This window comes from Pseudomonas sp. E45-MNA-CIBAN-0222, assembly GCF_040310405.1.
Taxonomy (GTDB): Bacteria; Pseudomonadota; Gammaproteobacteria; order Pseudomonadales; family Pseudomonadaceae; genus Stutzerimonas; species Stutzerimonas stutzeri_AC.
This window is the reverse complement of sequence record NZ_JBEOPU010000014.1, coordinates 84,177-105,143: the sequence shown is the minus strand read 5'-3', so window position 1 is coordinate 105,143 and position 20,967 is coordinate 84,177. Positions and strand designations below refer to the sequence as shown.

Genomic DNA, 20,967 nt, shown 5'->3' with positions numbered 1-20,967 from the left:
GTGAGCATCAGGCAGCCAGTGGCTTCACATCACAAATCAGCAAGCCGCTTTCCGGTTTAGCTGGCATGCGCGTCAGGTCGATGCGCAGATCCTGCGCCGGCACCGCGTACTGCATCTCCCGGGTCAACATGCGCAATGCAAGCTTCAGTAACTCGATGGCCAGCCGTTCGCCCGGACAACGATGCCCCTCGGCAGGATCGCCACCGCCCTGGGTCACGAAGCTGAAGGCGTTGCCCTGCCAACCTTCGAAGCGCTCTGGTTGAAACGTGTCGGGTTCGCTCCAGCGACTTGCTTCCCTGTTCGTACCCCATAGGTCGAGCATGACACGCGTGCCCGCAGGGAAATGGTAGCCCTGCCAATCGAACCCTTCGCGCACCCGGGCGGCTGTAAAAGGGAAGAACGCATGAATTCGCCGCACCTCCTGCGCGAAAGGCTCGAGCATGGCATCGTCGGTGCGCAGGCGCTCGCGCCACTGTGGGTGAGCCAACAACTCCAGCGCGCCATAGATAATGAAATAGGAGACAGCGACGGTCGGGCGCAACAGGTTGAGCAACTCGACTGCCGCCACGCGGCTGTCGAGGGGCGAGCCATCCAGGTTGCGGTGGTGTGCGACGACCATCAGCGCTGTCGCCGGATCGGCCTCCAGCTCGCCCGAACGTACCTGTTCGATCAGCTGCTGCAACCAGGCTTCTGCTTCGCGCCTGGCCTTGCGTGCAGCCCACTGCCGCGTGCCAATGCCCCCCGCGCCGTCGATCATGGCCACCAACTGGTCACGGCGCTCAGCCAATTCCGCTGACGGCAGTGGCACACCGGCCCAGCGGCATACGCTATCGGTGAGTAGGGTCTGGACCTCGCGCATGAGCTCGATGTTGCTGCGCGCCTGCCACTCGCCGATAGCACGGCGCCAGCCCTGTTCGGTCGCCATTACGATCTCTTCGACGGCTGCGGCATCCAACAGCTGCATGAACATGCGCTTGCGATGCCGGTGGGCCTCACCGTCCAGTCCTTGAACACCACCTTCGCCGATCAAGGTCTTTTTCAGCATCCGCGGCATTGCCTTGTCCCGCTGCAGATAGTGCTCGTCATAGAACAGGCGCGCAGCCTCCTCGCCACTCAGGCAGATGGTGTTCTGCATCAGAAGACGCGTCTGGAACAGGTTGCTGTGCAAGCGTCGGCAGCGCTCACGAATGAAGGGATAGCCTTCGCCAAGCAGCGAAAGCGAGCTCTCCAGATGTTCGTCACGGGGAATGTCGGTCATTGGCGTACTCCTTTTAGCTGGGTCTGCAGTCGACAGCTCACTGCTTCAGGCGTTGCCGGGGGAGCGCCCCGAGAGTCGGAAAACTGAACAAAACCCACCGATTGCTGCCGATTATCAGGACGAGCCGAAACAGGTGGAGGTGGTTGGCCTGGCGGCGAATCAGGGATGACCGGTGCGCGCCAGCAGCGAGCGTGACCGCCCTGAAAACCCCAAGGAGTCACGCAATGATGAAGAGGAGCGATGTCGCCTGGACCCTGTTCGGGGTCGCAGCCGTGCTGCTATCTGGTTACCTGCTGTACCACGAGGTGCGCAATATCTCACTGGCCGAGCTCACCGGCAGCCTGCAGGCAATCGGTGCACGACACTGGCTGCTGGCTGCGCTCTCGACACTGGGCGCCTATGCCGCACTGGCGTGGTACGACCGTATTGCCATGGCCCACCTGGGCAAGAAAATCTCCTGGTGGTTCATCGCCCTCTGCTCGTTCACGACCTACGCCCTGGCCCACAACATCGGCGCTTCGGTGTTCTCGGGCGCGTTGGTGCGCTACCGCGCATACCGCAGCAAAGGACTGACACCACAGGAAATCGGCATCCTCATCGTCTTCTGTTCGCTGACTTTCGCCCTGGGCACCCTGCTTGCAGCAGGTATCGTGCTGATTCTCAAACCGCAACTGCTGGAGCGTGTCGTGGCCAGCGCCAGTTGGGTATCGATTGCGGTGGGGGCCGGTCTACTTGGGCTGATAGCGCTTTACGCTTTCGGTGCGTGGCGCCAGCTAGCGCCCTGGCGCCTGGGCAAATGGCATATCGAATACCCACGACTGCCAATTGTCGGCCGCCAGCTGCTGGCCGGGCCGCTTGAGCTGTTCTGTGCTGCGGCGATCATCTATTTCGCACTGCCTGCGGAAAACAACCCGGGTTATCTGACAATCCTCGGGGTATTCCTCGCATCCTTCTCGCTGGCGCTGCTCTCCCACGCACCGGGAGGGCTCGGCGTGCTCGAACTGACCTTCGTCGCCGCACTACCCGAGCTACCAACTGTCGATGTACTCGCAGCACTGATCGTCTTCCGCGTTTTCTATCTGTTATTGCCTTTCGCACTGGCGATGGTAGTTGTGCTGTTCTTCGAGCACAGCCAATGGCGCACGAGGCGTGTCGGCGCGTCGCCACATGAGTAGCGCGAAACGAAACATGCAGAATTCCCATCCCGACGAAGTTGGTCTGGCGAAGAGACGCTACACAGGCGATCATGCAGCCCTCTTCAGACCAACCAGAAGTCATGACCGATACCGCCCACACCCCCGCCGAACATAAACCACGCCCACTGATCGACCTGGCCGTGAGCATCCTGATTCCTTCGCTGATCCTGATGAAGCTCAGTGGCGAACACCGCCTCGGCGCTGATGGCGCGCTCCTGCTCGCCCTGGCCTTTCCGCTAGGCTGGGGGCTGTGGGAGCTGGCCAAATACCGCAAGTTCAACTGGATCGCACTGCTCGGCCTAATCAGCGTAGTGCTTACTGGCGGCATCGGTCTGCTACAGCTCGATACCCAATGGCTGGCAGTCAAAGAAGCAGCTGTCCCGGGCCTCATCGGTATCGCCGTACTGGCGTCAACCCGCACACGTTACCCGTTGATCCGCACCCTGCTGTACAACCCCAAGGTGCTGAACGTGGACAAGATTCACGAGCAGCTGGAACACAACGGCCAAGTCGAGCACTTCGAGACGCGCCTGCTGCGGGCGACGTACCTGCTCAGTGGCACATTCTTTTTCTCGTCCTTCATGAACTACGTGCTTGCGAAGTGGATCGTCAACAGCCCAGCAGGCAGCGAAGCATTCAATGCTGAGCTGGGGCGCATGACCCTGCTGAGCTACCCGATGATTGCCATTCCCAGCATGCTGATGATGATGGCGATCTTCTATTACCTCTGGCGCACCATCCATGGCCTGACTGGCCTGCGGCTCGAAGATATCATGGCCGCCGGCACGCAGGGGCAAGGCGATAGCAGTAACCGGGCGTGAAAAAGGGCTGTTCAGCACGCGCCGAACAGCCCTTTATTTTGGCCCCCGTTCAGTCAGAACAGCAGCTTGAATATCCCGATCACGACGATCAGGCCGATGATGAAGATGATTCCTGCGGTCCCGCCGATAAATTTCAGCATGCTGTTCTCTCCCGTTTTTCCAAGTCTGTGATTTTGTGACATCCCTGGCTCAAGGGCGTTCGTGAAAACCGACAAGGAGCCGTTTAGGCTGGCCACTCTGGCTGTGGGTGCGCATTGCTAGCTGCGTCAATTAGCAGCCAGCAGCATCCATAGGGGCAAGCTGACTGCTGCCATCACAGTGGAGAGGAACACCGTCGAACTGACCGCTCGCGTATCGTCGGAATGCTTGACGAAGGCCAGCACGTTCACGCCGCTCGGGCAGGCCGCAAGCAACACCAGTACGTTGCGCGCATCCTGATTCAGCCCAGGCAATAAGCTGCTTAGCCACCAGACCAGTGCTGGAAACAGCGCCAGCTTGATCAGAGTGAGCAGCACTACCGAGCCGCTCGGCCGCAAGCGATAACGCGACAGACTGATACCCAGCACGATCAATGCACAGGGCAGCGCGGCCTGTGCCAGCCAGCCTGCGACGCGCCACAGCGGCTCGGGTAGTTCGAGGCCGGATAGATTGAGTAGCGCGCCCAGTAGCAGGCCGATGATCAGAGGGTTGGCCAGATTCTTCAGCAGCGCCGGGACGCTTACCCTGTCGCCATCACCCAGCGCGGCATAGAAGCTCTGCAGTGAGAACAGAATCAGACTGTGGAACACCAGAATGGCGAACACGTAGATCAGACTCTCCGCACCGAGCAGCGTCGTCACGAGCGGAATCCCGACCAGCACATTGTTCGAATAGGCGGCCGCAAGACCCAGCGGCGTCGCTCGCCCGGCGCAGCGGTGAGCAACCAGATTGACCAGCAGGAACACCAGCAACACCGGCACGAAGTAGGCGAGCAAAAGCATTGGCGACATGCCATCACTCAGCTCGGCGCGGGTGATCCCCGTGAAGAGTACGGCCGGCATGAACAGCTTGAATGTGACACTACCCAGCCCCGCCGCGCCTTCGTTGCTCAACCACTGGCGCCAACCGAACAGATAACCGAGTGTAATCAGACCGAAGATCGGCAGAATTGCCAACACCACTACCACGTTGCGCCTCCTCCCGAGTGCCGAACGTCAGGCCACACCTAACTGCGGAGCGCAAGAATACATGGCGGTAGGGGTGATGGCACGGCGGCCCTGGCGGCCGCGCGTCTAGCGTCAGGCTCGGGAGCTTCGAGCACGAGAGACTGCCGACCTTTCCTGCCCATGGAGGAAGGCGATCACTTCGGCAAGGTCATCCTGCCAAGCGTGGGGCGCCAAGCCGAACGTCCTCTCGAAGCGGCTGCAATCGAGCACTGACCAGGCCGGGCGTCGCGCCGGAGTCGGATATTGCGCGGTGGCAATCGGCGACACCTTAGGCTGCCGCGCAAGCAGACCGACATCCTCGCCCTGACGGAAGATCTCGACGGCAAAGTCATACCAGGAGCACGCAGGCGCGCCGCTGTAGTGGTAAACCCCCCAGGCTAGATCGCCTTGGGTGGCATAGCGCCGCGCCAGCTCCAGCAACACTCGGGCAATGCTCCCGGCCTGAGTCGGGCAGCCGATCTGGTCGCTCACCACACCAAGCGCGTCGCGCTGCTGAGCGAGTCGCAGCATGGTCTTGACGAAGTTGTGTCCGTGTACGCCATAAACCCAGCTGGTGCGCAGGATCAGGTGTGCCGGCAGGCGCGAACGGATCGCCTCTTCACCCTCCAGTTTGCTCAAACCGTAGACGCCAGTCGGGCCAGTCTCGTCGCCCTCGCTGTACGGCCTGCTGGCCTCACCGGAGAACACATAGTCGGTAGAAATATGAAACAGAGGAATGCCGGCGCGCTCGGCGGCTTCGGCAAGGTTGCGCGAGCCGTCGCGGTTTACCGCATAAGCCTGCTCGGCATGAGATTCAGCGTTGTCCACATGGGTGTACGCAGCGGCGTTGATAATCAAGCCGGGTCGCTGACGCATCGCGGCGGCCACCTGCTCGGGCTTGGATACATCCAGCTGCGCGCTCGCAGGAGCCAGCACTTCCAACCCAAAACCCGCAGCCCGCTCAACCAACTCCCGACCTACCTGGCCACCCGCACCACAAACGAGGATTCGCATTCTTCTGTCGCCTCATCGTCGACGCCCGCGCCAGGCGCGAGCATCCAGAATAATTTTGCCGCGACGCCACATCCGTATCAGGATTGCGGTGCCGCCGTATATCCACCGAAACAGGCAGAGTCGCGCCTCGACGCCGCGCCAAACGGCGGAGCAGGGCCCTCCCCGTGCATGGTGGGATATGGTTTCCAGCCTCGTTGAGGCCAGATGAAAGGCACTTTGTTCCCCACACGGCTGTATATTTTTTTCGCCCGCTCAGCGTTGCCCGTTCAGAGCAGTACCTTCAGGCGACGCGTGACGTGCATTTCCTGCGCGGATAGCTCGACGCCATAAGCCAGTACTTCCACCCCAGCCGCTACGGCATCGTTCAGCGCAGCGGCGTATAACGGATCGATTTCTTCAGCCGGACGCACCGCCTCAATACCACTCAGGTTGACGCAATACAGCTGTACGGCACGAACGCCCGCACGCGCGAGCGCCGCCAGTTCACGCAGGTGTTTAGCTCCACGCACCGTGATGGCATCGGGAAACGCTGCCACCGCTGTATCGTCGAATCCGAGGGTGACACTCTTGACCTCAACAAAGGCCGGCCCCCCGGCGTAATCGAGGCGAAAATCCACCCGACTGTTTTCAACGCCATAGGCCACCTCGCGTTTAAGCGCTGTGAATCCGGCCAGTTCGGCGATCTGCCCATTCAGCAGCGCCTCTTCAATCAGCGGGTTCGCCCGTGCCGTGTTCACGCATGCCAACCGCCCCTGCGGCGTCTCGACCAACTCCCAGGTGCCCGGCAATTTGCGGCGTGGATCGCTGCTGCGTTGGAACCACACTCGTGCGCCCTCGCTCATGCAATTGAGCATCGAGCCGGTGTTGGGGCAATGGATACACAGCGCTTCGCCGTCGTCGGTGATGATATCGGCGAGAAAACGCTTGTAGCGCCTGACCAGTCGCCCCTGCTCCAGGGGTTGCAAGAAAAGCATCAGGGCCGCCAGCTGCGCAGGCCGCAGGCAATGCGCTCGACGGCCTGTTCAAGGCGCGGCAGATCCTGGGTGTAGGCAAAACGCACATGATGTCCGGCCTGGAAACGACCGAAGTCCAGCCCTGGGGTGATCGCGACAAACTCGGTTTCCAGCATGTGCTGGCAGAACGCGTAGGCATCGCCACCGAACGCACTGATATCGGCGTACAGATAGAACGCGCCCTGCGGCTCGACCGCGATGCCGAAACCCAGATCACGCAAGGCTGGCAAGAGGAAATCACGGCGGCGGGCGAATTCGCCGCGGCGTGCTTCGAGAATCTCCAGGGTCGTTGGTTGGAAACAGGCCAGCGCTGCGTGCTGGGCCATGCTCGGGGCGCTGATGTAGAGGTTCTGCGCGAGCTTCTCCAGCTCCGGAACCGCGGCCGGTGGCGCGACCAGCCAGCCAAGGCGCCAGCCGGTCATGCCGAAATACTTGGAGAAGCTGTTGAGCAGGAAGGCGTCATCGTCGACCTCGAGTACGCTCGCCGCGTCCACGCCGTAGGTCAGCCCGTGGTAAATCTCGTCGACCACCAAGTGGCCGCCACGCGCTTTCAGCGCTGTCGACAACCCGGCCAGGTCTTCGCGATCCAGCAGCGTCCCTGTGGGGTTGGCGGGCGAGGCGACCAACGCACCGACGCTGTCGCGATCCCAGTAGCGCTCGACCAGCTCCGGGGTCAATTGGTAACGCACCTCAGGGCCGACGGGCACCAGTTGCGCAGCGCCCTCCACCAGACGCAAAAAATGCCGGTTGCAGGGGTAACCCGGATCAGCCAGCAACCAGTGCTTGCCGGGATCCACCAGCAAGCTGGCGGCCAGCAGCAACGCACCGGAGCCACCGGGCGTAATCAGGATGCGTTCGGGATCGATGGATAGTCCGTAGCGCTGTGCGTAGAAGCCGGCGATCGCTTCACGCAGTTGTGGCAGACCGCGAGCAGGGGTATAGCGTGTGTGCCCCGCCGCCAGCGCAGCCTGCCCTGCAGCCACGATGGGCGCGGCGGTGGTGAAGTCCGGCTCGCCAATTTCCAGATGAATGACGTCGTGGCCTTGAACTTGCAGCTGGTTGGCCCGCTCCAAAAGCGCCATGACGTGGAAAGGTTCGATTGCGCGGCTGCGCGCACTGTATGACGAGGTCATCTGACCTTCCTGTTGAGAACAAAGCGACAATTCTACCCAAGGTCCCGATACCGCTGCAGTTACTGTTGGATTCGGGAGTAGCGCGCCCCGATCCGATCTGGTAAGTTCGCCCGCTTGCAGCCGCAGGGCCGGCACGGGTCGGCAAGGGAAAAATCATCCTGCGCAATGGACATAGCGAGAGGCGTTCATCCATGCCCATTACCAAAGAAACACCGTCGAGCAAGCAACTGATTCGCGCCTTCGAGCCCTATAAGGAAAGCAAGGGCGAGGAATACATGAGCGACAAGATGCGCGCCCACTTCACCGGCATCCTGAACAAGTGGAAACAGGAGCTGATGGAAGAGGTCGATCGCACCGTACATCACATGCAGGACGAGGCAGCCAACTTCCCGGACCCGGCCGACCGCGCCAGCCAGGAAGAAGAGTTCAGCCTGGAACTGCGCGCCCGCGACCGCGAGCGCAAGCTGATCAAGAAGATCGACGAGACGCTGCAGCTGATCGAAGACAACGAATACGGCTGGTGCGATTCCTGCGGCGTCGAGATCGGCATCCGCCGACTGGAAGCCCGCCCTACCGCTACGCTCTGCATCGACTGCAAGACGCTGGCGGAGATCAAGGAAAAGCAGATCGGTTCCTGATCCCGAACGGGGCGCTTCGGCGCCCCGTTTCATTTCCAGGCTCTGCAGCGTTTCATCCGCCCCGCCATCCCAGATAGCGCCGGCCCCAACATGCCCTTTCCTGCCCCGCCCCAAGCCCATCGCTACGTCGGCCGCTTTGCCCCGACACCCAGCGGCTATCTGCATTTCGGCTCACTGGTCGCAGCCCTTGCTTCTTATCTCGACGCCCGCGCGGTTGGCGGTCGCTGGCTGCTGCGCATGGAAGACATCGACCCACCACGGGAGATGCCCAGCGCCCAACAAGCCATCGTCGAGACGCTGTCGAGCTACGGATTTGAATGGGACGGCGATATGCAGCGCCAGAGCGAGCGCCACGCAGCCTACGGCGCCGCCATCGAACGCCTGCTAGATGAAGGCCTGGCGTATGCCTGCACCTGCTCACGCAAGCAGCTCCAAGGCTATCCCGGCCCCTACCCGGGTTTCTGCCGCGACGCCGGCCATGGCCTCGACGACGCCGCCATCCGCCTGCGCGTGCCGGACCGCGAATACGGCTTCACTGACCGTGTGCAAGGCGAGTTTCGCCAGCATCTGGGCCGCGAGGTTGGCGACTTCGTGATCCGCCGCCGCGACGGCTTGATCGCCTACCAGCTGGCGGTGGTGCTGGATGACGCCTGGCAGGGGGTAACCGACGTCGTACGCGGTGCCGACCTGCTCGACTCCACGCCGCGCCAACTCTATCTGCAGGAAGTGCTTGGCGTGCCCCAGCTGCGCTACCTGCATCTGCCGCTGATCATCCAGCCGGATGGGCACAAGCTGGGCAAGAGTTACCGTTCGCCACCCTTGCAGCCTCACGAGGCCAGTCCGCTGCTGCTGCGCGCATTACGCGCGCTGGGCCAGCAACCGCCCGCCGAGCTGAACGACGCATTGCCAGCCGACATCCTCGCCTGGGCGGTGCCGCACTGGGACGCTCAACGCATTCCACGCGCGCGGACACTCGCCGAATCGCAACTGCGCTAGGCGGATCGCCACGCCATACCAGCTTTTGCCTGCCGCAGGTGGCTTGCCGCCCGCCGCTGCTCTACCATCGCCTCACTTCCGACACGAGACCCGGCATGTATATCTACCGACTGGTGCTGCTCCTGGTGGTGGGGATCTACCTGTTCTCCCCCGCCATCATGGACTGGTGGATCGACCCTAACGGTGCCTGGTATCGGCCCTACGTGCTGTGGCTGATCCTGATCGTGGTGACCTTCATTCTCCAGAGCCAGCGTGATGCAGACGAGCTTTAGCCTGAGCCACCTGATCCTGATCAGCGCCGCCTACCTGTTCATGCTGTTCGGTGTCGCCTGGGTCAGCGAACGCGGCCTGATTCCGCGCTGGATCATCCGGCACCCGTTGACCTACACCCTGTCGCTGGGCGTCTACGCCAGCGCATGGGCGTTCTACGGCACGGTCGGCCTGGCCTATCAGTATGGCTACGGCTTTCTCGCCACTTACCTAGGGGTTTGCGGCGCATTTTTGCTGGCGCCGGTGCTGCTCTATCCGATCCTGCGGATTACCCGTACCTATCAGCTGTCTTCACTGGCCGACCTGGTGGCGTTCCGCTTTCGTAGCACCTGGAGCGGCGCCCTGACCACCATCGTCATGCTGATCGGCATGTTGCCGCTGCTGGCGCTGCAGATCCAGGCAGTAGCCGATGCGATCGGCATCCTCACCCTGGAGCCCCTGCAGGAACGCGTGGCGTTGGGCTACTGCCTGATGATCATGCTGTTCACCATCCTCTTCGGCGCCCGCCACATCGCCACGCGGGAAAAACACGAAGGCCTGGTGTTCGCCATCGCCTTCGAATCGATCGTCAAACTGGTCACCTTTGGTGCCATTGGCCTTTATGCGCTGTATGTCGTGTTCGGCGGCCCCCATCAGCTGGAGATCTGGCTGCTGCAGAACCAGTCGGCCCTGCAGGCATTGCATACCCCCTTGCAGGAAGGCCCATGGCGTACGCTGCTGCTGGTGTTCTTTGCCTCGGCCATCGTGATGCCGCACATGTATCACATGACCTTTACCGAGAACCTCGACCCGCGTGGCCTGGTCAGCGCCAGCTGGGGTCTGCCGCTCTATCTACTGCTGATGAGCCTGGCCGTGCCGCTGATCCTCTGGGCCGGACTCAAACTGGGGGTCAGCACCAACCCGGAATATTTCACCCTGGGCCTGGGCATTGCCGCACAGAGCGAAACCCTGGCGCTGCTGGCTTTCGTCGGCGGACTGTCGGCCTCAAGCGGGCTGATCATCGTCAGCACCCTGGCGCTGTCCGGCATGGCGCTCAACCATCTGGTGCTGCCGCTGTATCAGCCGTCCAGCGAGGGCAACATCTACCGCTGGCTGAAATGGACCCGCCGCAGCCTGATCTTCGCCATCATCATGGCCGGCTACGGCTTCTACCTGTTGCTCGGCGCCGAGCAGGACCTGTCCAACCTCGGCATCGTTGCCTTCGTCGCCACCCTGCAATTTCTCCCAGGCGTACTTTCGGTGCTCTATTGGCCGACCGCCAATCGCCGCGGCTACATCGCCGGTCTGCTGGCCGGCATCGGCGTTTGGGTGGTGACCATGCTGCTGCCACTGGTGGGCAATCTGGACGGTTTCTACATTCCGCTGTTCAACATCGTCTATGTGCTGGATGACACCAGCTGGCACCTGGCAGCGATCGCCTCACTGGCGGTCAACGTGCTGGCGTTTTCACTGTTCTCGATCTTCAGCGAAACCAGCCCCGAGGAGCAGAGCGCCGCCGAAGCCTGCGCCGTGGAAAACGTGCGCCGACCGCAACGTCGCGAGTTGATGGCTGCCTCGCCTCAGGAATTTGCGACTCAACTGGCCAAACCACTTGGCACCAAGACCGCCCAACGCGAAGTGGAGCAAGCACTGCGCGATCTGCAACTGCCTTTCGACGAGCATCGCCCCTATGCTCTGCGCCGTCTGCGCGACCGTATCGAAGCCAACCTTTCCGGGCTGATGGGGCCAAGCGTGGCCCAGGATATCGTCGAGAACTTCCTGGCCTACAAGAACGGTGCAGATGGCTATATCACCGAGGATATCCACTTCATTGAGAGCCGCCTGGAGGAGTATCACTCGCGCTTGACCGGCCTAGCAGCGGAACTCGACGCCCTGCGCCGCTATCACCGGCAAACGCTGCAGGAGCTCCCCATGGGCGTCTGTTCGCTGGCCAAGGATCAGGAGATCCTCATGTGGAACCGCGCCCTCGAAGAACTCACCGAGATTCCCGCGCTACAGGTAGTGGGTTCGCGTCTGTCGACCATCGCCGAACCCTGGCGAAGCCTGCTCAGCGACTTCATCGGCCAGGCCGATGAACACCTGCATAAACAGCGTCTGGCGCACAACGGACACCGCCGCTGCCTCAACCTGCACAAGGCAGCCATTGCCGAACCGCTGGCACCGGGTAACAGCGGCCTCGTGCTACTGGTGGAAGACCTGACCGAAACCCAGCAGCTTGAAGACCGCCTGGTGCACTCCGAACGGCTGGCCAGCATCGGCCGCCTTGCCGCTGGCGTGGCGCACGAGATCGGCAACCCGATCACTGGCATTGCCTGCCTGGCGCAGAACCTTCGGGAAGAGCGCGACAGTGACGGCGAAATCGTCGAGATCAGCGGGCAGATCATCGAGCAGACCAAACGTGTATCGCGCATCGTGCAATCGCTAATGAGCTTTGCCCATGCCGGAGAGCGCCAGCACCAGCTTTATCCGGTTAGCCTGGCGCAAGCCACCCAGGACGCCATCGGTCTGCTCTCGCTCAACCGCAACCGCACCGAGGTGCAGTTCATCAATATCTGCGACCCGGCGCATTTTGCCGAAGGCGATCCACAGCGCCTTGCCCAGGTGCTGATCAACCTGCTTTCCAACGCCCGCGACGCATCGCCGCAAGGCGGGATCATCCGCATAAGCAGCGAAGTCGCCGAGCAGACCGTGTACCTCATCGTGGAAGACGAGGGCAGCGGGATTCCCAAGGATATTCAGGACCGGCTGTTCGAGCCGTTCTTCACCACCAAGGACCCTGGCGAAGGCACCGGCCTGGGCCTTGCGCTGGTCTATTCGATCATTGAAGAGCATTATGGACAGATTGATATCGACAGCCCGGCCGACCCGGAAACACAACGCGGCACCCGTTTTCGCATCACCCTGCCGCGGCATGTCGAAGCGTCCCATGCCGTAAGTTGAAGAGGCGACTGCCGTACCGGCCCAGCGCCGGTTCTGCCTCCAGACCGTCGAGAGAGTACTGATGTCACACATACTGATCGTCGAAGACGAAACCATCATCCGCTCTGCCCTGAGACGCCTCCTTGAGCGTAACCAGTACGAGGTCAGCGAAGCCGGCTCGGTGCAGGAAGCACAGGAGCGCTACAGCATCCCGGGTTTCGACCTCATCGTCAGCGACCTGAGACTCCCCGGCGCCCCCGGTACCGAGCTGATCAAGCTTGCCGAAGGTACGCCGGTGTTGATCATGACCAGTTACGCCAGCCTGCGCTCAGCCGTGGACTCGATGAAGATGGGCGCGGTGGACTACATCGCCAAGCCTTTCGACCACGACGAGATGCTGCAAACGGTCGCCCGGATCCTCGACGATCATCAGCAAAGCGCTGCGATCCTGGCACAACCCGTCCGCAGCCAGACCGGCGCACCGGGCGAGGCAGTACGAAACGACATCGGCATCATCGGTCACTGCGCACCGATGCAGGATCTGTTCGGCAAGATTCGCAAGGTAGCCCCGACCGATTCCAACGTGCTGATTCAGGGCGAATCGGGCACCGGCAAGGAACTGGTCGCCCGCGCTCTGCACAACCTTTCGCGGCGCGCCAAGGCACCGATGATTTCGGTTAACTGTGCAGCCATTCCGGAAACACTGATCGAGTCCGAACTGTTCGGCCATGAGAAAGGTGCCTTTACCGGCGCCAGCGCTGGACGTGCAGGCCTGGTCGAAGCCGCCGACGGCGGAACGCTGTTCCTCGACGAAATCGGCGAATTGCCGCTCGAGGCTCAAGCTCGGCTGCTCAGGGTGCTGCAGGAAGGTGAGATTCGTCGGGTTGGCTCGGTGCAATCGCAAAAGGTCGATGTGCGCCTGATCGCGGCCACCCACCGCGACCTGAAAACCTTGGCCAAGACCGGCCAGTTCCGTGAAGACCTCTATTACCGACTGCACGTCATCGCGCTCAAACTGCCGCCGTTGCGCGAGCGCGGCAGCGACGTGCTGGAAATCGCCAAGGCATTCCTTACTCGCCAGGGTGAACGCATGAGCAGCGACGACCTGCACTTCTCCCGCGATGCCGAGCAGGCCATCCGTCATTACTCTTGGCCAGGTAATGTGCGCGAACTGGAAAATGCCATCGAGCGCGCGGCGATTCTTAGCGAAAGCCCGGAGATCGATGCCGAGCTACTAGGCATCGATATCGAACTCGATGAACTGGACGACGATTTCGACGAGCCGCTGGGCACCATTCGCGGCATTGCCACGGGCAACGAGCCGACCGAGGATCTGTCGCTGGAGGACTACTTCCAGCACTTCGTGCTCGAGCATCAGGATCACATGACCGAGACCGAGCTGGCTCGCAAGCTGGGGATCAGCCGCAAATGCCTATGGGAACGGCGCCAGCGCCTGGGCATTCCACGCCGCAAATCGAGTAGCGCTACAGGGTAATCTGTTACCGCCCGCCATGACTCGTAACAAAAACCGGGAGCAACGGTAACGCTGCCCCGGTTTTTTATTGCCCCCCTCAGTCTAGATAATTACCAAGCCGTTGATAAATAAGGATTTTCTAAAGCTGGCACGGCAACTGCTTACGTACAGGCACAACAACAATAACAAGCAGACCCCACAATAAGAACAAGACGTAACGGCTCCAGCAAAATAACGACAAGAAGGCGGAGGCGCAGCTAACTGATTCTTTTGGAGAGGACTTGCCACGGGGTTCGCCCCACGACCAGGCCGAGAACAACAAAAAACTGCATCAGCAGGGCCCGCACTGGTTGGATCGAAGATCAAGGCAAAGTCAGCGACCAAAGAAATCCGTTTGCTATTAGCTCTCAGTGTGGAGTGCTCCTGACGGCCACGGCCCGATGGAACAGGCGAACAACAAAAACAGCAACGCCTGAGCGACTAATAACAATAAAGCACGCAACAGTATTCAAAGGGGAGCTTCGGCTCCCCTTTGTGCTATCCGGGGCTTACCCATTTTCCTTCACAGCAGTCTTACTGCTCGACAATCGCGTGGCCTCCGCCCTGCGCCAAGCACTGCCTGCGTGACGCGGCGCACGATGCTTTTTGACACCTCCCTGCGCATCGTTCAACATCCAGCACTCTCGGTGCTAGAATCCGCGCAGGTTTCGCGGCCATTCGCGACACCGGCCCGTCTTCCGCCACACAGTTGCCCCCCATGCTGAAAAAGCTGTTCCAGTCTTTTCGTCTTCCTCTGCGCCGCATCCCGCATCCCCGCCGCACACCTGAAATTCTGTCCAGCCGGCAGCATTCCCTGCATCGCAACGAGATCAGTCGTTACGCGGTGAGCGTGGTCGAACGACTGCAGCAGGCGGGTTACGAGGCATATGTGGTCGGCGGCTGCGTGCGCGACCTGCTGCTGCAGCTGAATCCCAAGGATTACGACGTCGCGACCAGCGCGACCCCTGAACAGGTCCGCGCCGAATTCCGCAACGCCCGCGTGATCGGACGCCGTTTCAAGCTGGTGCATGTGCATTTCGGTCGCGAGATCATCGAGGTCGCCACCTTCCGCGCCAACCATCCGGAAGAGGATGACGACGACGCCAGCCATCTCGCTTCGCGCAACGAGAGCGGCCGCATCCTGCGTGACAACATCTATGGCACCCTCGAAGACGACGCCCAGCGCCGCGACTTCACCATCAATGCGCTGTATTACGATCCGACTACCGAGCGCATCCTCGACCACACCCGTGGCGTACACGACATCCGCAATCGCCTGATCCGTCTGATCGGCGACCCCGAGCAGCGCTACCAGGAAGACCCGGTGCGCATGCTGCGTGCCGTGCGTTTCGCCGCCAAGCTCGACTTCGAGATCGAACGGCACAGCGCCGAACCCATCGTCGACCTCGCCGACCTGCTCGACGGCATTCCCTCGGCACGCCTGTTCGACGAAGTGCTCAAGCTATTCCTCGGCGGCAAGGCCGAGCGCACCTTCGAGCTGCTGCTCGAGTACGATCTTTTCGCCCCGCTGTTCCCGGCGAGCGCCGCAGCGCTGGAGCGCGATCCGGAATACGCCGGCACACTGATCCGCAACGCGCTGGCAAATACCGATCTGCGTATCCAGCAGGGCAAGCCGGTAACGCCCGCGTTCCTCTTCGCCGCCCTGCTCTGGCCTGCCCTCCCTGCCCGCGTACAGGAGCTGCAGGACCGCGGCATGCCGCCTATTCCCGCGATGCAGGAAGCCGCCCACGACATCATATGGGAGCAGTGCCAGCGCACGGCGATTCCCAAGCGTTTCACCATGCCAATGCGCGAGATCTGGGATATGCAGGAACGCCTGCCGCGCCGCCAGGGGCGCCGCGCCGATCAGTTGCTGGAAAATCCGCGCTTCCGCGCTGGCTACGATTTCCTTCTGCTACGCGAAAGCGCCGGAGAGAAAACCAACGGCCTCGGCGACTGGTGGACCGAATATCAGGAAGCCAGCGACAGCGAACGTCGCAACATGATTCGCGGCCTCAGCAACAAGGAAGAAGCCGGCGGAGCGAAGAAGCGTCGTCGTGGGGGGCGCCGCCGCCGTGGTCCGGGCGACAACGCCGCCAACCCGGCCGAGTAAAATGGAACGCGTCTACATCGGCCTGGGCAGCAACCTGGCCGATCCGCAACAGCAACTGCGCGGCGCCCTGCAAGCGCTGGCTGACTTGCCACAGAGCAGTCTCGCAGCAGTATCGTCACTCTATGCCAGCGACCCACTCGGACCAGCCGACCAACCACGTTACGTCAACGCCGTGGCCGCACTGGACACCAGTCTCGCGCCGCTCGATCTGCTCGACGCCCTGCAACGCATCGAGCAGGCCCAGGGCCGTGAGCGCAAGGCGGAGCGCTGGGGTCCGCGTACGCTGGATCTGGACATCCTGCTGTTCGGCGATCGCCTGATCGCCGAACCCCGTCTGCAGGTTCCGCATTATCACCTGCAAGCCCGCGCGTTCGTGCTCTACCCGCTCGCTGAAGTCGCTCCGGCGGAGTTGCTGCTGGCCGATGGTCGCCGACTCGTCGACCTGCTCACCGCCTGCCCATTCAGCGGTCTCGAGAGGCTTGGCGATGACGGTGTCACCGCCGCGGTAACGAACGTAACGCGCGGGTAACACTCGCGATTGACTTACTCTGTCGCCGCCGGGACTATAAGCGCCCTCTGCCATCCGCGGCCCCATGCACCCAACCGGTGCACCGCGCGGCAACCCTGACCTCCGAGGCTCGAAGAGGACGACATTCATGCCAGACGTAACCCTGACCACGCTGCAAGGGCTCAAGCAGAAGGGCGAAAAGATCGTCATGCTCACCTGCTATGACGCCACCTTCGCCAAGACCGCCTGCGATGCGGGCGTCGAGATGCTTCTGATCGGCGATTCACTCGGCATGGTCCTGCAAGGTCACGACAGCACCCTGCCGGTCACCGTTGCCGACATGGCCTATCACACCGCCAGCGTCAAACGCGGTAATCGTGGCGCGATGATCGTCGCCGACCTGCCGTTCATGGCCAACGCCACCACCGAGCAGACCCTGAACAATTCGGCCGTGCTGATGCAGGCTGGCGCACACATGATCAAGCTGGAGGGCACCGCCTGGCTGGCCGAGTCGATCCGCCTGCTGGCCGAGCGTGGCATTCCAGTCTGCGCACACATGGGCCTGACGCCACAGGCGGTCAACATCTTCGGCGGTTACAAGGTACAAGGCCGCGAGGAAGCCCAGGCACTTCAGATGCTGGAGGACGCCAAGGCGCTGGAAGCCGCCGGTGCAGCCATGCTGCTGCTCGAGTGCGTACCCAGCGAACTGGCTGCGCGCATCACCCGGGCGGTGCAGATTCCGGTGATCGGCATCGGCGCCGGCAGCGACACCGACGGCCAGGTGCTGGTGTTGCACGATATGCTCGGGCTCTCGCTCGGTGGCCGCGTACCGAAGTTCGTCAAGAACTTCATGCGTGAGCACGGTGACATCCCATCCGCCATCGCCGGCTACGTGAAGGCCGTCAAGGCCACCGAATTCCCCGCCGTCGAACACGGTTTCTCCGCATGAACATCGTCAAGACCATCGCCGACCTGCGTGCCGCAGTGTCCCGCGCCCGTGGGGAAGGCAAGCGCATCGGCTTCGTACCGACCATGGGCAACCTGCACGCCGGTCACATGGCGCTGGTGAAGAAGGCCGGGCAGCGCGCCGACTTCGTGGTCGCCAGCATCTTCGTCAATCCACTGCAGTTCGGCCCCAACGAAGACCTGGACAACTACCCGCGCACCCTCGCTGCGGATCAGGACAAGCTGTTCGAAGCCGGCTGCCACCTGCTCTTTGCGCCGAGCGTCGAAGAGATGTATCCGCACGGCCAGGCCCAGCAGACCATCGTTCGCGTGCCCGGCGTTTCCGAAGGTCTCTGCGGTGGCAGCCGCCCAGGGCATTTCGACGGTGTCTCCACCGTGGTCAGCAAACTGTTCAACATGGTGCTGCCGGACCTCGCCGTATTCGGTCAGAAAGACTTCCAGCAGCTGGCGGTGATCCGCACCATGGTCCGCGATCTGAACATGCCGGTGCAGATCCTCTCGGAGCCGGTCGTTCGCGCCGCCGACGGCCTGGCGCTGTCTTCACGCAACGGCTATCTGAGTAAAGACGAACGCGCCACGGCTCCGTCGCTGTACCGTACCCTGAGCCAGCTGGACGTAGCGATCCGGGGCGGTCGGCGCGACTACCCGGCGCTGATCGCCGAAGGCCTGAGCGCTTTGCAGGCTGCTGGCCTGCGTCCGGACTATCTGGAGATTCGCAACGCAATCGACCTGCAGCCAGTCAGCGAGCGCTCCACCGAGCTGGTCATCCTCGCCGCCGCCTACCTGGGCAAGACGCGGCTGATCGACAACCTGCTGGTGGACATCCACACATCGGCCTGATCCCAGCCATTTGCCCGCAGCCTTGATCACGTTCGAGGCTTAAGGCACACTCTGCGCCGCTTGCGCACCCGGAGGACCCCGCCATGCACGCCATCATGCTCAAGGCCAAACTGCACCGCGCCCAGGTAACTCACTCGGTGCTCGATTATGAAGGTTCCTGCGCCATCGACGGCGAGTGGCTGGACCTGGCCGGCATCCGTGAATACGAACAAATCCAGATCTACAACGTCGACAATGGCGAGCGCTTCACCACCTACGCCATCCGCGGCGAGGAAGGTTCGAAGATCATCTCGGTCAACGGTGCCGCTGCTCACAAGGCCGGTGTCGGTCACCGCCTGATCATCTGCGCCTACGCCCACTACAGCGAGGCCGAGCTGGCCAATTTCAAACCGCATGTGCTTTACATGGGTGCCGACGGCGAGCTGAGCCATACCAGCAACGCAATCCCGGTACAGGTCGCCTGAGCCACCGTTCAGGTGTCGTCGAATAGAAGCCCGAAGTGTTCTGCACTTCGGGCTTTTTCGTTTGATAGTGACTGCACGGTCAACAGGCCATTGGGTGAAAGTACCGGCATGGGCACAATAGAAGGCAATGGCCCGGAACACAGTGGGGGTTTTCCCTGTCTGAGCTGTCTCTGATGGCATAGGATGTGCCTTCACCGGCTCGGTCAAAGCCGGGTTCGGCCAGCATCCGCAGCATTCAGGAGGAGTGCCGGCGCGCCCGCACGGTCATACACATCACTGAATCCTGTCACGGCATTGCCCGCCGACGCGTGAACCGCAGGGATTCAGCGGCCTGTCAAAGCAAAGGAAGCCGCATCACCATGAGCTACTACCAGCATCCGCTCGATGTCACCGGCCTGCCGTCCTGGAAGGCCCTGGAAGAACACCGCCTGACCATGCAGAACTTCAGCATGCGAGAGGCATTCAAGGCCGACCCGACGCGTTTCGATGATCTGTCGGTTTCCTGCAGCGGCCTGTTTCTCGACTATTCGAAAAACCTGATCACCCCTGAAACCCGCACGCTGCTGGTGAACCTGGCCCGCGAGGCTGGCGTCGAGCAGGCTGCACGCGCCATGTTTGAAGGCGAACGCATCAACGCATCGGAAAACCGCCCCGTATTGCACACCGCACTGCGTCGCCCTATGGGTGAGTCAGTGATGGTCGACGGGCAGAACATCATGCGCGATGTGCACACCGCACTGGCGCAGATGACCGATATCGTTACCCGAATCCACAACAACCTGTGGCGCGGCTTCAGCGACAAGACCATCACCGATGTGGTGAACATCGGCATCGGCGGCTCGTTCCTCGGTCCGCAGCTGGTATCAGAAGCGCTGCTGCCGTTTACCCAGCACGGCGTGCGTACGCACTACCTGGCCAATATCGACGGCAGCGAGTTCCGCGAAGTAACCGCCAAGCTCAACGTCGAAACGACCCTGTTCATCATCTCCAGCAAGACCTTCGGCACGCTCGAAACGCTGAAGAATGCCCAGGCCGCGCGCACCTGGTATCTGGGCAAGGGCGGCACCGAAGAGAAGCTCTACCGCCACTTCATCGCTGTCACCAGCAATAAGAAGGCCGCCGTCGATTTCGGTATTCGCGAAAAGAACATCTTCCCGATGTGGGACTGGGTTGGTGGTCGTTATTCGCTGTGGTCGGCAATCGGCCTGCCCATCGCGCTGGCGATCGGCATGTCCAACTTCAAGGACCTGCTGTCCGGCGCCTATAGCATGGACCAGCATTTCCTCACGGAACCGTTCGAAAGCAACATGCCGGTGCTGCTGGCAATGCTCGGCATCTGGTACCACAACTTCTGGGGCGCTGAGAGCTATGCCTTCCTGCCCTACGACCATTACCTGCGCAACTTCGTCAAACACCTACAGCAGATGGATATGGAGTCCAACGGCAAGAGCGTGCGGCAGGACGGTACGCCGGTCTCCTGCACTACCGGCCCGGTGATCTGGGGCGGCGTAGGCGCCAATGGTCAACATGCCTACCATCAGTTGCTGCACCAAGGCACCCCGCTCATTCCAGCCGACTTCATCGTGCCGGTGGTCAGCCACAACCCCGTTGCCGACCACCATGAATGGCTCTATGCCAACTGCCTGTCGCAGAGTCAGGCGCTGATGCGCGGCAAGACACGCGAGGAAGCCGAGGCCGAACTACGTGCCAAAGGGCTGAGCGAAGCCGAGGTCCAACGCCTGGCACCGCACAAGGTGATTCCGGGCAACCGGCCGAGCAATACCGTGGTGATGGAGACCATCAGTCCCGGCCGCCTCGGCGCCCTGATCGCACTTTACGAGCACAAGGTCTTCGTTCAGGGCGTGATCTGGGGAATCAACTCGTTCGACCAGTGGGGAGTGGAACTCGGCAAGGATCTGGGCAAAACCGTCTACAACCAGATGACCTGCTTCGACGCGGCTCCGGCAGAAGATGCCTCCACCCAAGGCCTAATCGACTTTTTCCGCGGTCGCCATCGCGGCTGATTCCGCTCTCGACCGGACAGTGCCTGGCTACTGCCCGGTCTCGTTCCCCCTCTCTGTCCCTTTCGCCAGCAACTGACGACCGGCCGATGGGCGCTAC

General features: G+C 61.9%; 19 protein-coding genes. 13 read left to right on the top strand and 6 right to left on the bottom strand.

Annotated elements, in window-relative coordinates; genetic code table 11:
- Positions 1-7 precede the first annotated feature (7 nt).
- Positions 8-1,258, bottom strand: a complete 1,251-nt coding sequence (locus tag AAEZ08_RS19220) for a cytochrome P450 (RefSeq protein ID WP_003284912.1) — start codon at positions 1,256-1,258, stop codon at positions 8-10.
- A 224-nt stretch (positions 1,259-1,482) separates the two neighbouring features.
- Between AAEZ08_RS19220 and AAEZ08_RS19215 the strand changes: the two genes are divergently transcribed.
- Together AAEZ08_RS19215 and AAEZ08_RS19210 are read left to right on the top strand one after the other, a co-directional pair.
- A complete protein-coding gene (locus tag AAEZ08_RS19215) occupies positions 1,483-2,433 on the top strand; it encodes a lysylphosphatidylglycerol synthase transmembrane domain-containing protein (RefSeq protein ID WP_102821455.1) in 951 nt (316 codons plus the stop codon).
- Between the two features lie 101 nt (positions 2,434-2,534).
- Positions 2,535-3,275 carry a VC0807 family protein gene (locus tag AAEZ08_RS19210; RefSeq protein WP_336444422.1) on the top strand — a complete coding sequence of 247 codons (741 nt, stop codon included), beginning with the start codon at positions 2,535-2,537 and terminating at the stop codon, positions 3,273-3,275.
- Between the two features lie 53 nt (positions 3,276-3,328).
- Here AAEZ08_RS19210 and AAEZ08_RS19205 read toward each other — a convergent pair whose 3' ends face one another.
- From AAEZ08_RS19205 to AAEZ08_RS19185, 5 genes are all read right to left on the bottom strand, one after another.
- Positions 3,329-3,415: a small membrane protein YohP gene (locus AAEZ08_RS19205; RefSeq protein ID WP_443977743.1), complete on the bottom strand. Its 87-nt coding sequence runs from the start codon at positions 3,413-3,415 to the stop codon at positions 3,329-3,331.
- 126 nt (positions 3,416-3,541) lie between these two features.
- Complete coding sequence (locus tag AAEZ08_RS19200) at positions 3,542-4,441, bottom strand: AEC family transporter (RefSeq protein WP_102821457.1); 900 nt, start codon at positions 4,439-4,441, stop codon at positions 3,542-3,544.
- Positions 4,442-4,552: 111 nt separating this feature from the next.
- Complete coding sequence (rfbD, locus tag AAEZ08_RS19195; RefSeq protein WP_102821458.1) at positions 4,553-5,473, bottom strand: dTDP-4-dehydrorhamnose reductase; 921 nt, start codon at positions 5,471-5,473, stop codon at positions 4,553-4,555.
- Positions 5,474-5,739: 266 nt separating this feature from the next.
- A complete protein-coding gene (sfsA, locus tag AAEZ08_RS19190; RefSeq protein WP_003284905.1) occupies positions 5,740-6,447 on the bottom strand; it encodes a DNA/RNA nuclease SfsA in 708 nt (235 codons plus the stop codon).
- Entirely contained in the window at positions 6,447-7,619 is a 1,173-nt protein-coding gene (locus AAEZ08_RS19185) for a pyridoxal phosphate-dependent aminotransferase (RefSeq protein WP_500124936.1), read from the bottom strand. Before AAEZ08_RS19185 ends, sfsA begins: the two co-directional genes overlap by 1 nt.
- Before the next feature lie 191 nt (positions 7,620-7,810).
- On the opposite strand from AAEZ08_RS19185, the gene dksA reads away from it, so the two are divergent.
- The 11 genes from dksA (at position 7,811) to pgi (ending at position 20,870) form a co-directional block, all read left to right on the top strand.
- Positions 7,811-8,257 carry an RNA polymerase-binding protein DksA gene (gene dksA / locus AAEZ08_RS19180; protein ID WP_003284903.1) on the top strand — a complete coding sequence of 149 codons (447 nt, stop codon included), beginning with the start codon at positions 7,811-7,813 and terminating at the stop codon, positions 8,255-8,257.
- 90 nt (positions 8,258-8,347) lie between these two features.
- Positions 8,348-9,253 carry a tRNA glutamyl-Q(34) synthetase GluQRS gene (gluQRS, locus tag AAEZ08_RS19175; RefSeq protein ID WP_102821461.1) on the top strand — a complete coding sequence of 302 codons (906 nt, stop codon included), beginning with the start codon at positions 8,348-8,350 and terminating at the stop codon, positions 9,251-9,253.
- Between the two features lie 95 nt (positions 9,254-9,348).
- Positions 9,349-9,525 (top strand): hypothetical protein, encoded by a 177-nt coding sequence (locus AAEZ08_RS19170; RefSeq protein WP_003284901.1) that lies wholly within the window; start codon positions 9,349-9,351, stop codon positions 9,523-9,525.
- Positions 9,509-12,463, top strand: coding sequence for a sensor histidine kinase (locus AAEZ08_RS19165; protein ID WP_102821462.1), 2,955 nt, complete (start codon positions 9,509-9,511; stop codon positions 12,461-12,463). Before AAEZ08_RS19170 ends, AAEZ08_RS19165 begins: the two co-directional genes overlap by 17 nt.
- A 61-nt stretch (positions 12,464-12,524) precedes the next feature.
- The gene (locus AAEZ08_RS19160) at positions 12,525-13,937 is read left to right on the top strand and encodes a sigma-54-dependent transcriptional regulator (protein ID WP_500124935.1); all 1,413 of its coding nucleotides are present in this window, start codon (positions 12,525-12,527) and stop codon (positions 13,935-13,937) included.
- A gap of 736 nt (positions 13,938-14,673) precedes the next feature.
- A complete protein-coding gene (locus AAEZ08_RS19155; protein ID WP_500124934.1) occupies positions 14,674-16,068 on the top strand; it encodes a polynucleotide adenylyltransferase PcnB in 1,395 nt (464 codons plus the stop codon).
- 1 nt (position 16,069) lies between these two features.
- Positions 16,070-16,597: a 2-amino-4-hydroxy-6-hydroxymethyldihydropteridine diphosphokinase gene (gene folK / locus AAEZ08_RS19150; protein ID WP_014819251.1), complete on the top strand. Its 528-nt coding sequence runs from the start codon at positions 16,070-16,072 to the stop codon at positions 16,595-16,597.
- A 127-nt stretch (positions 16,598-16,724) separates the two neighbouring features.
- Entirely contained in the window at positions 16,725-17,525 is an 801-nt protein-coding gene (panB, locus tag AAEZ08_RS19145; RefSeq protein ID WP_014819250.1) for a 3-methyl-2-oxobutanoate hydroxymethyltransferase, read from the top strand.
- A complete protein-coding gene (gene panC, locus AAEZ08_RS19140) occupies positions 17,522-18,382 on the top strand; it encodes a pantoate--beta-alanine ligase (protein ID WP_313477828.1) in 861 nt (286 codons plus the stop codon). The genes panB and panC overlap by 4 nt, the downstream gene beginning before the upstream one ends.
- Positions 18,383-18,465: 83 nt before the next feature.
- Positions 18,466-18,846 (top strand): aspartate 1-decarboxylase, encoded by a 381-nt coding sequence (gene panD, locus AAEZ08_RS19135; protein WP_014597581.1) that lies wholly within the window; start codon positions 18,466-18,468, stop codon positions 18,844-18,846.
- Positions 18,847-19,205: 359 nt separating this feature from the next.
- Positions 19,206-20,870 (top strand): glucose-6-phosphate isomerase, encoded by a 1,665-nt coding sequence (pgi, locus tag AAEZ08_RS19130; RefSeq protein WP_003280907.1) that lies wholly within the window; start codon positions 19,206-19,208, stop codon positions 20,868-20,870.
- Positions 20,871-20,967: the final 97 nt, after the last annotated feature.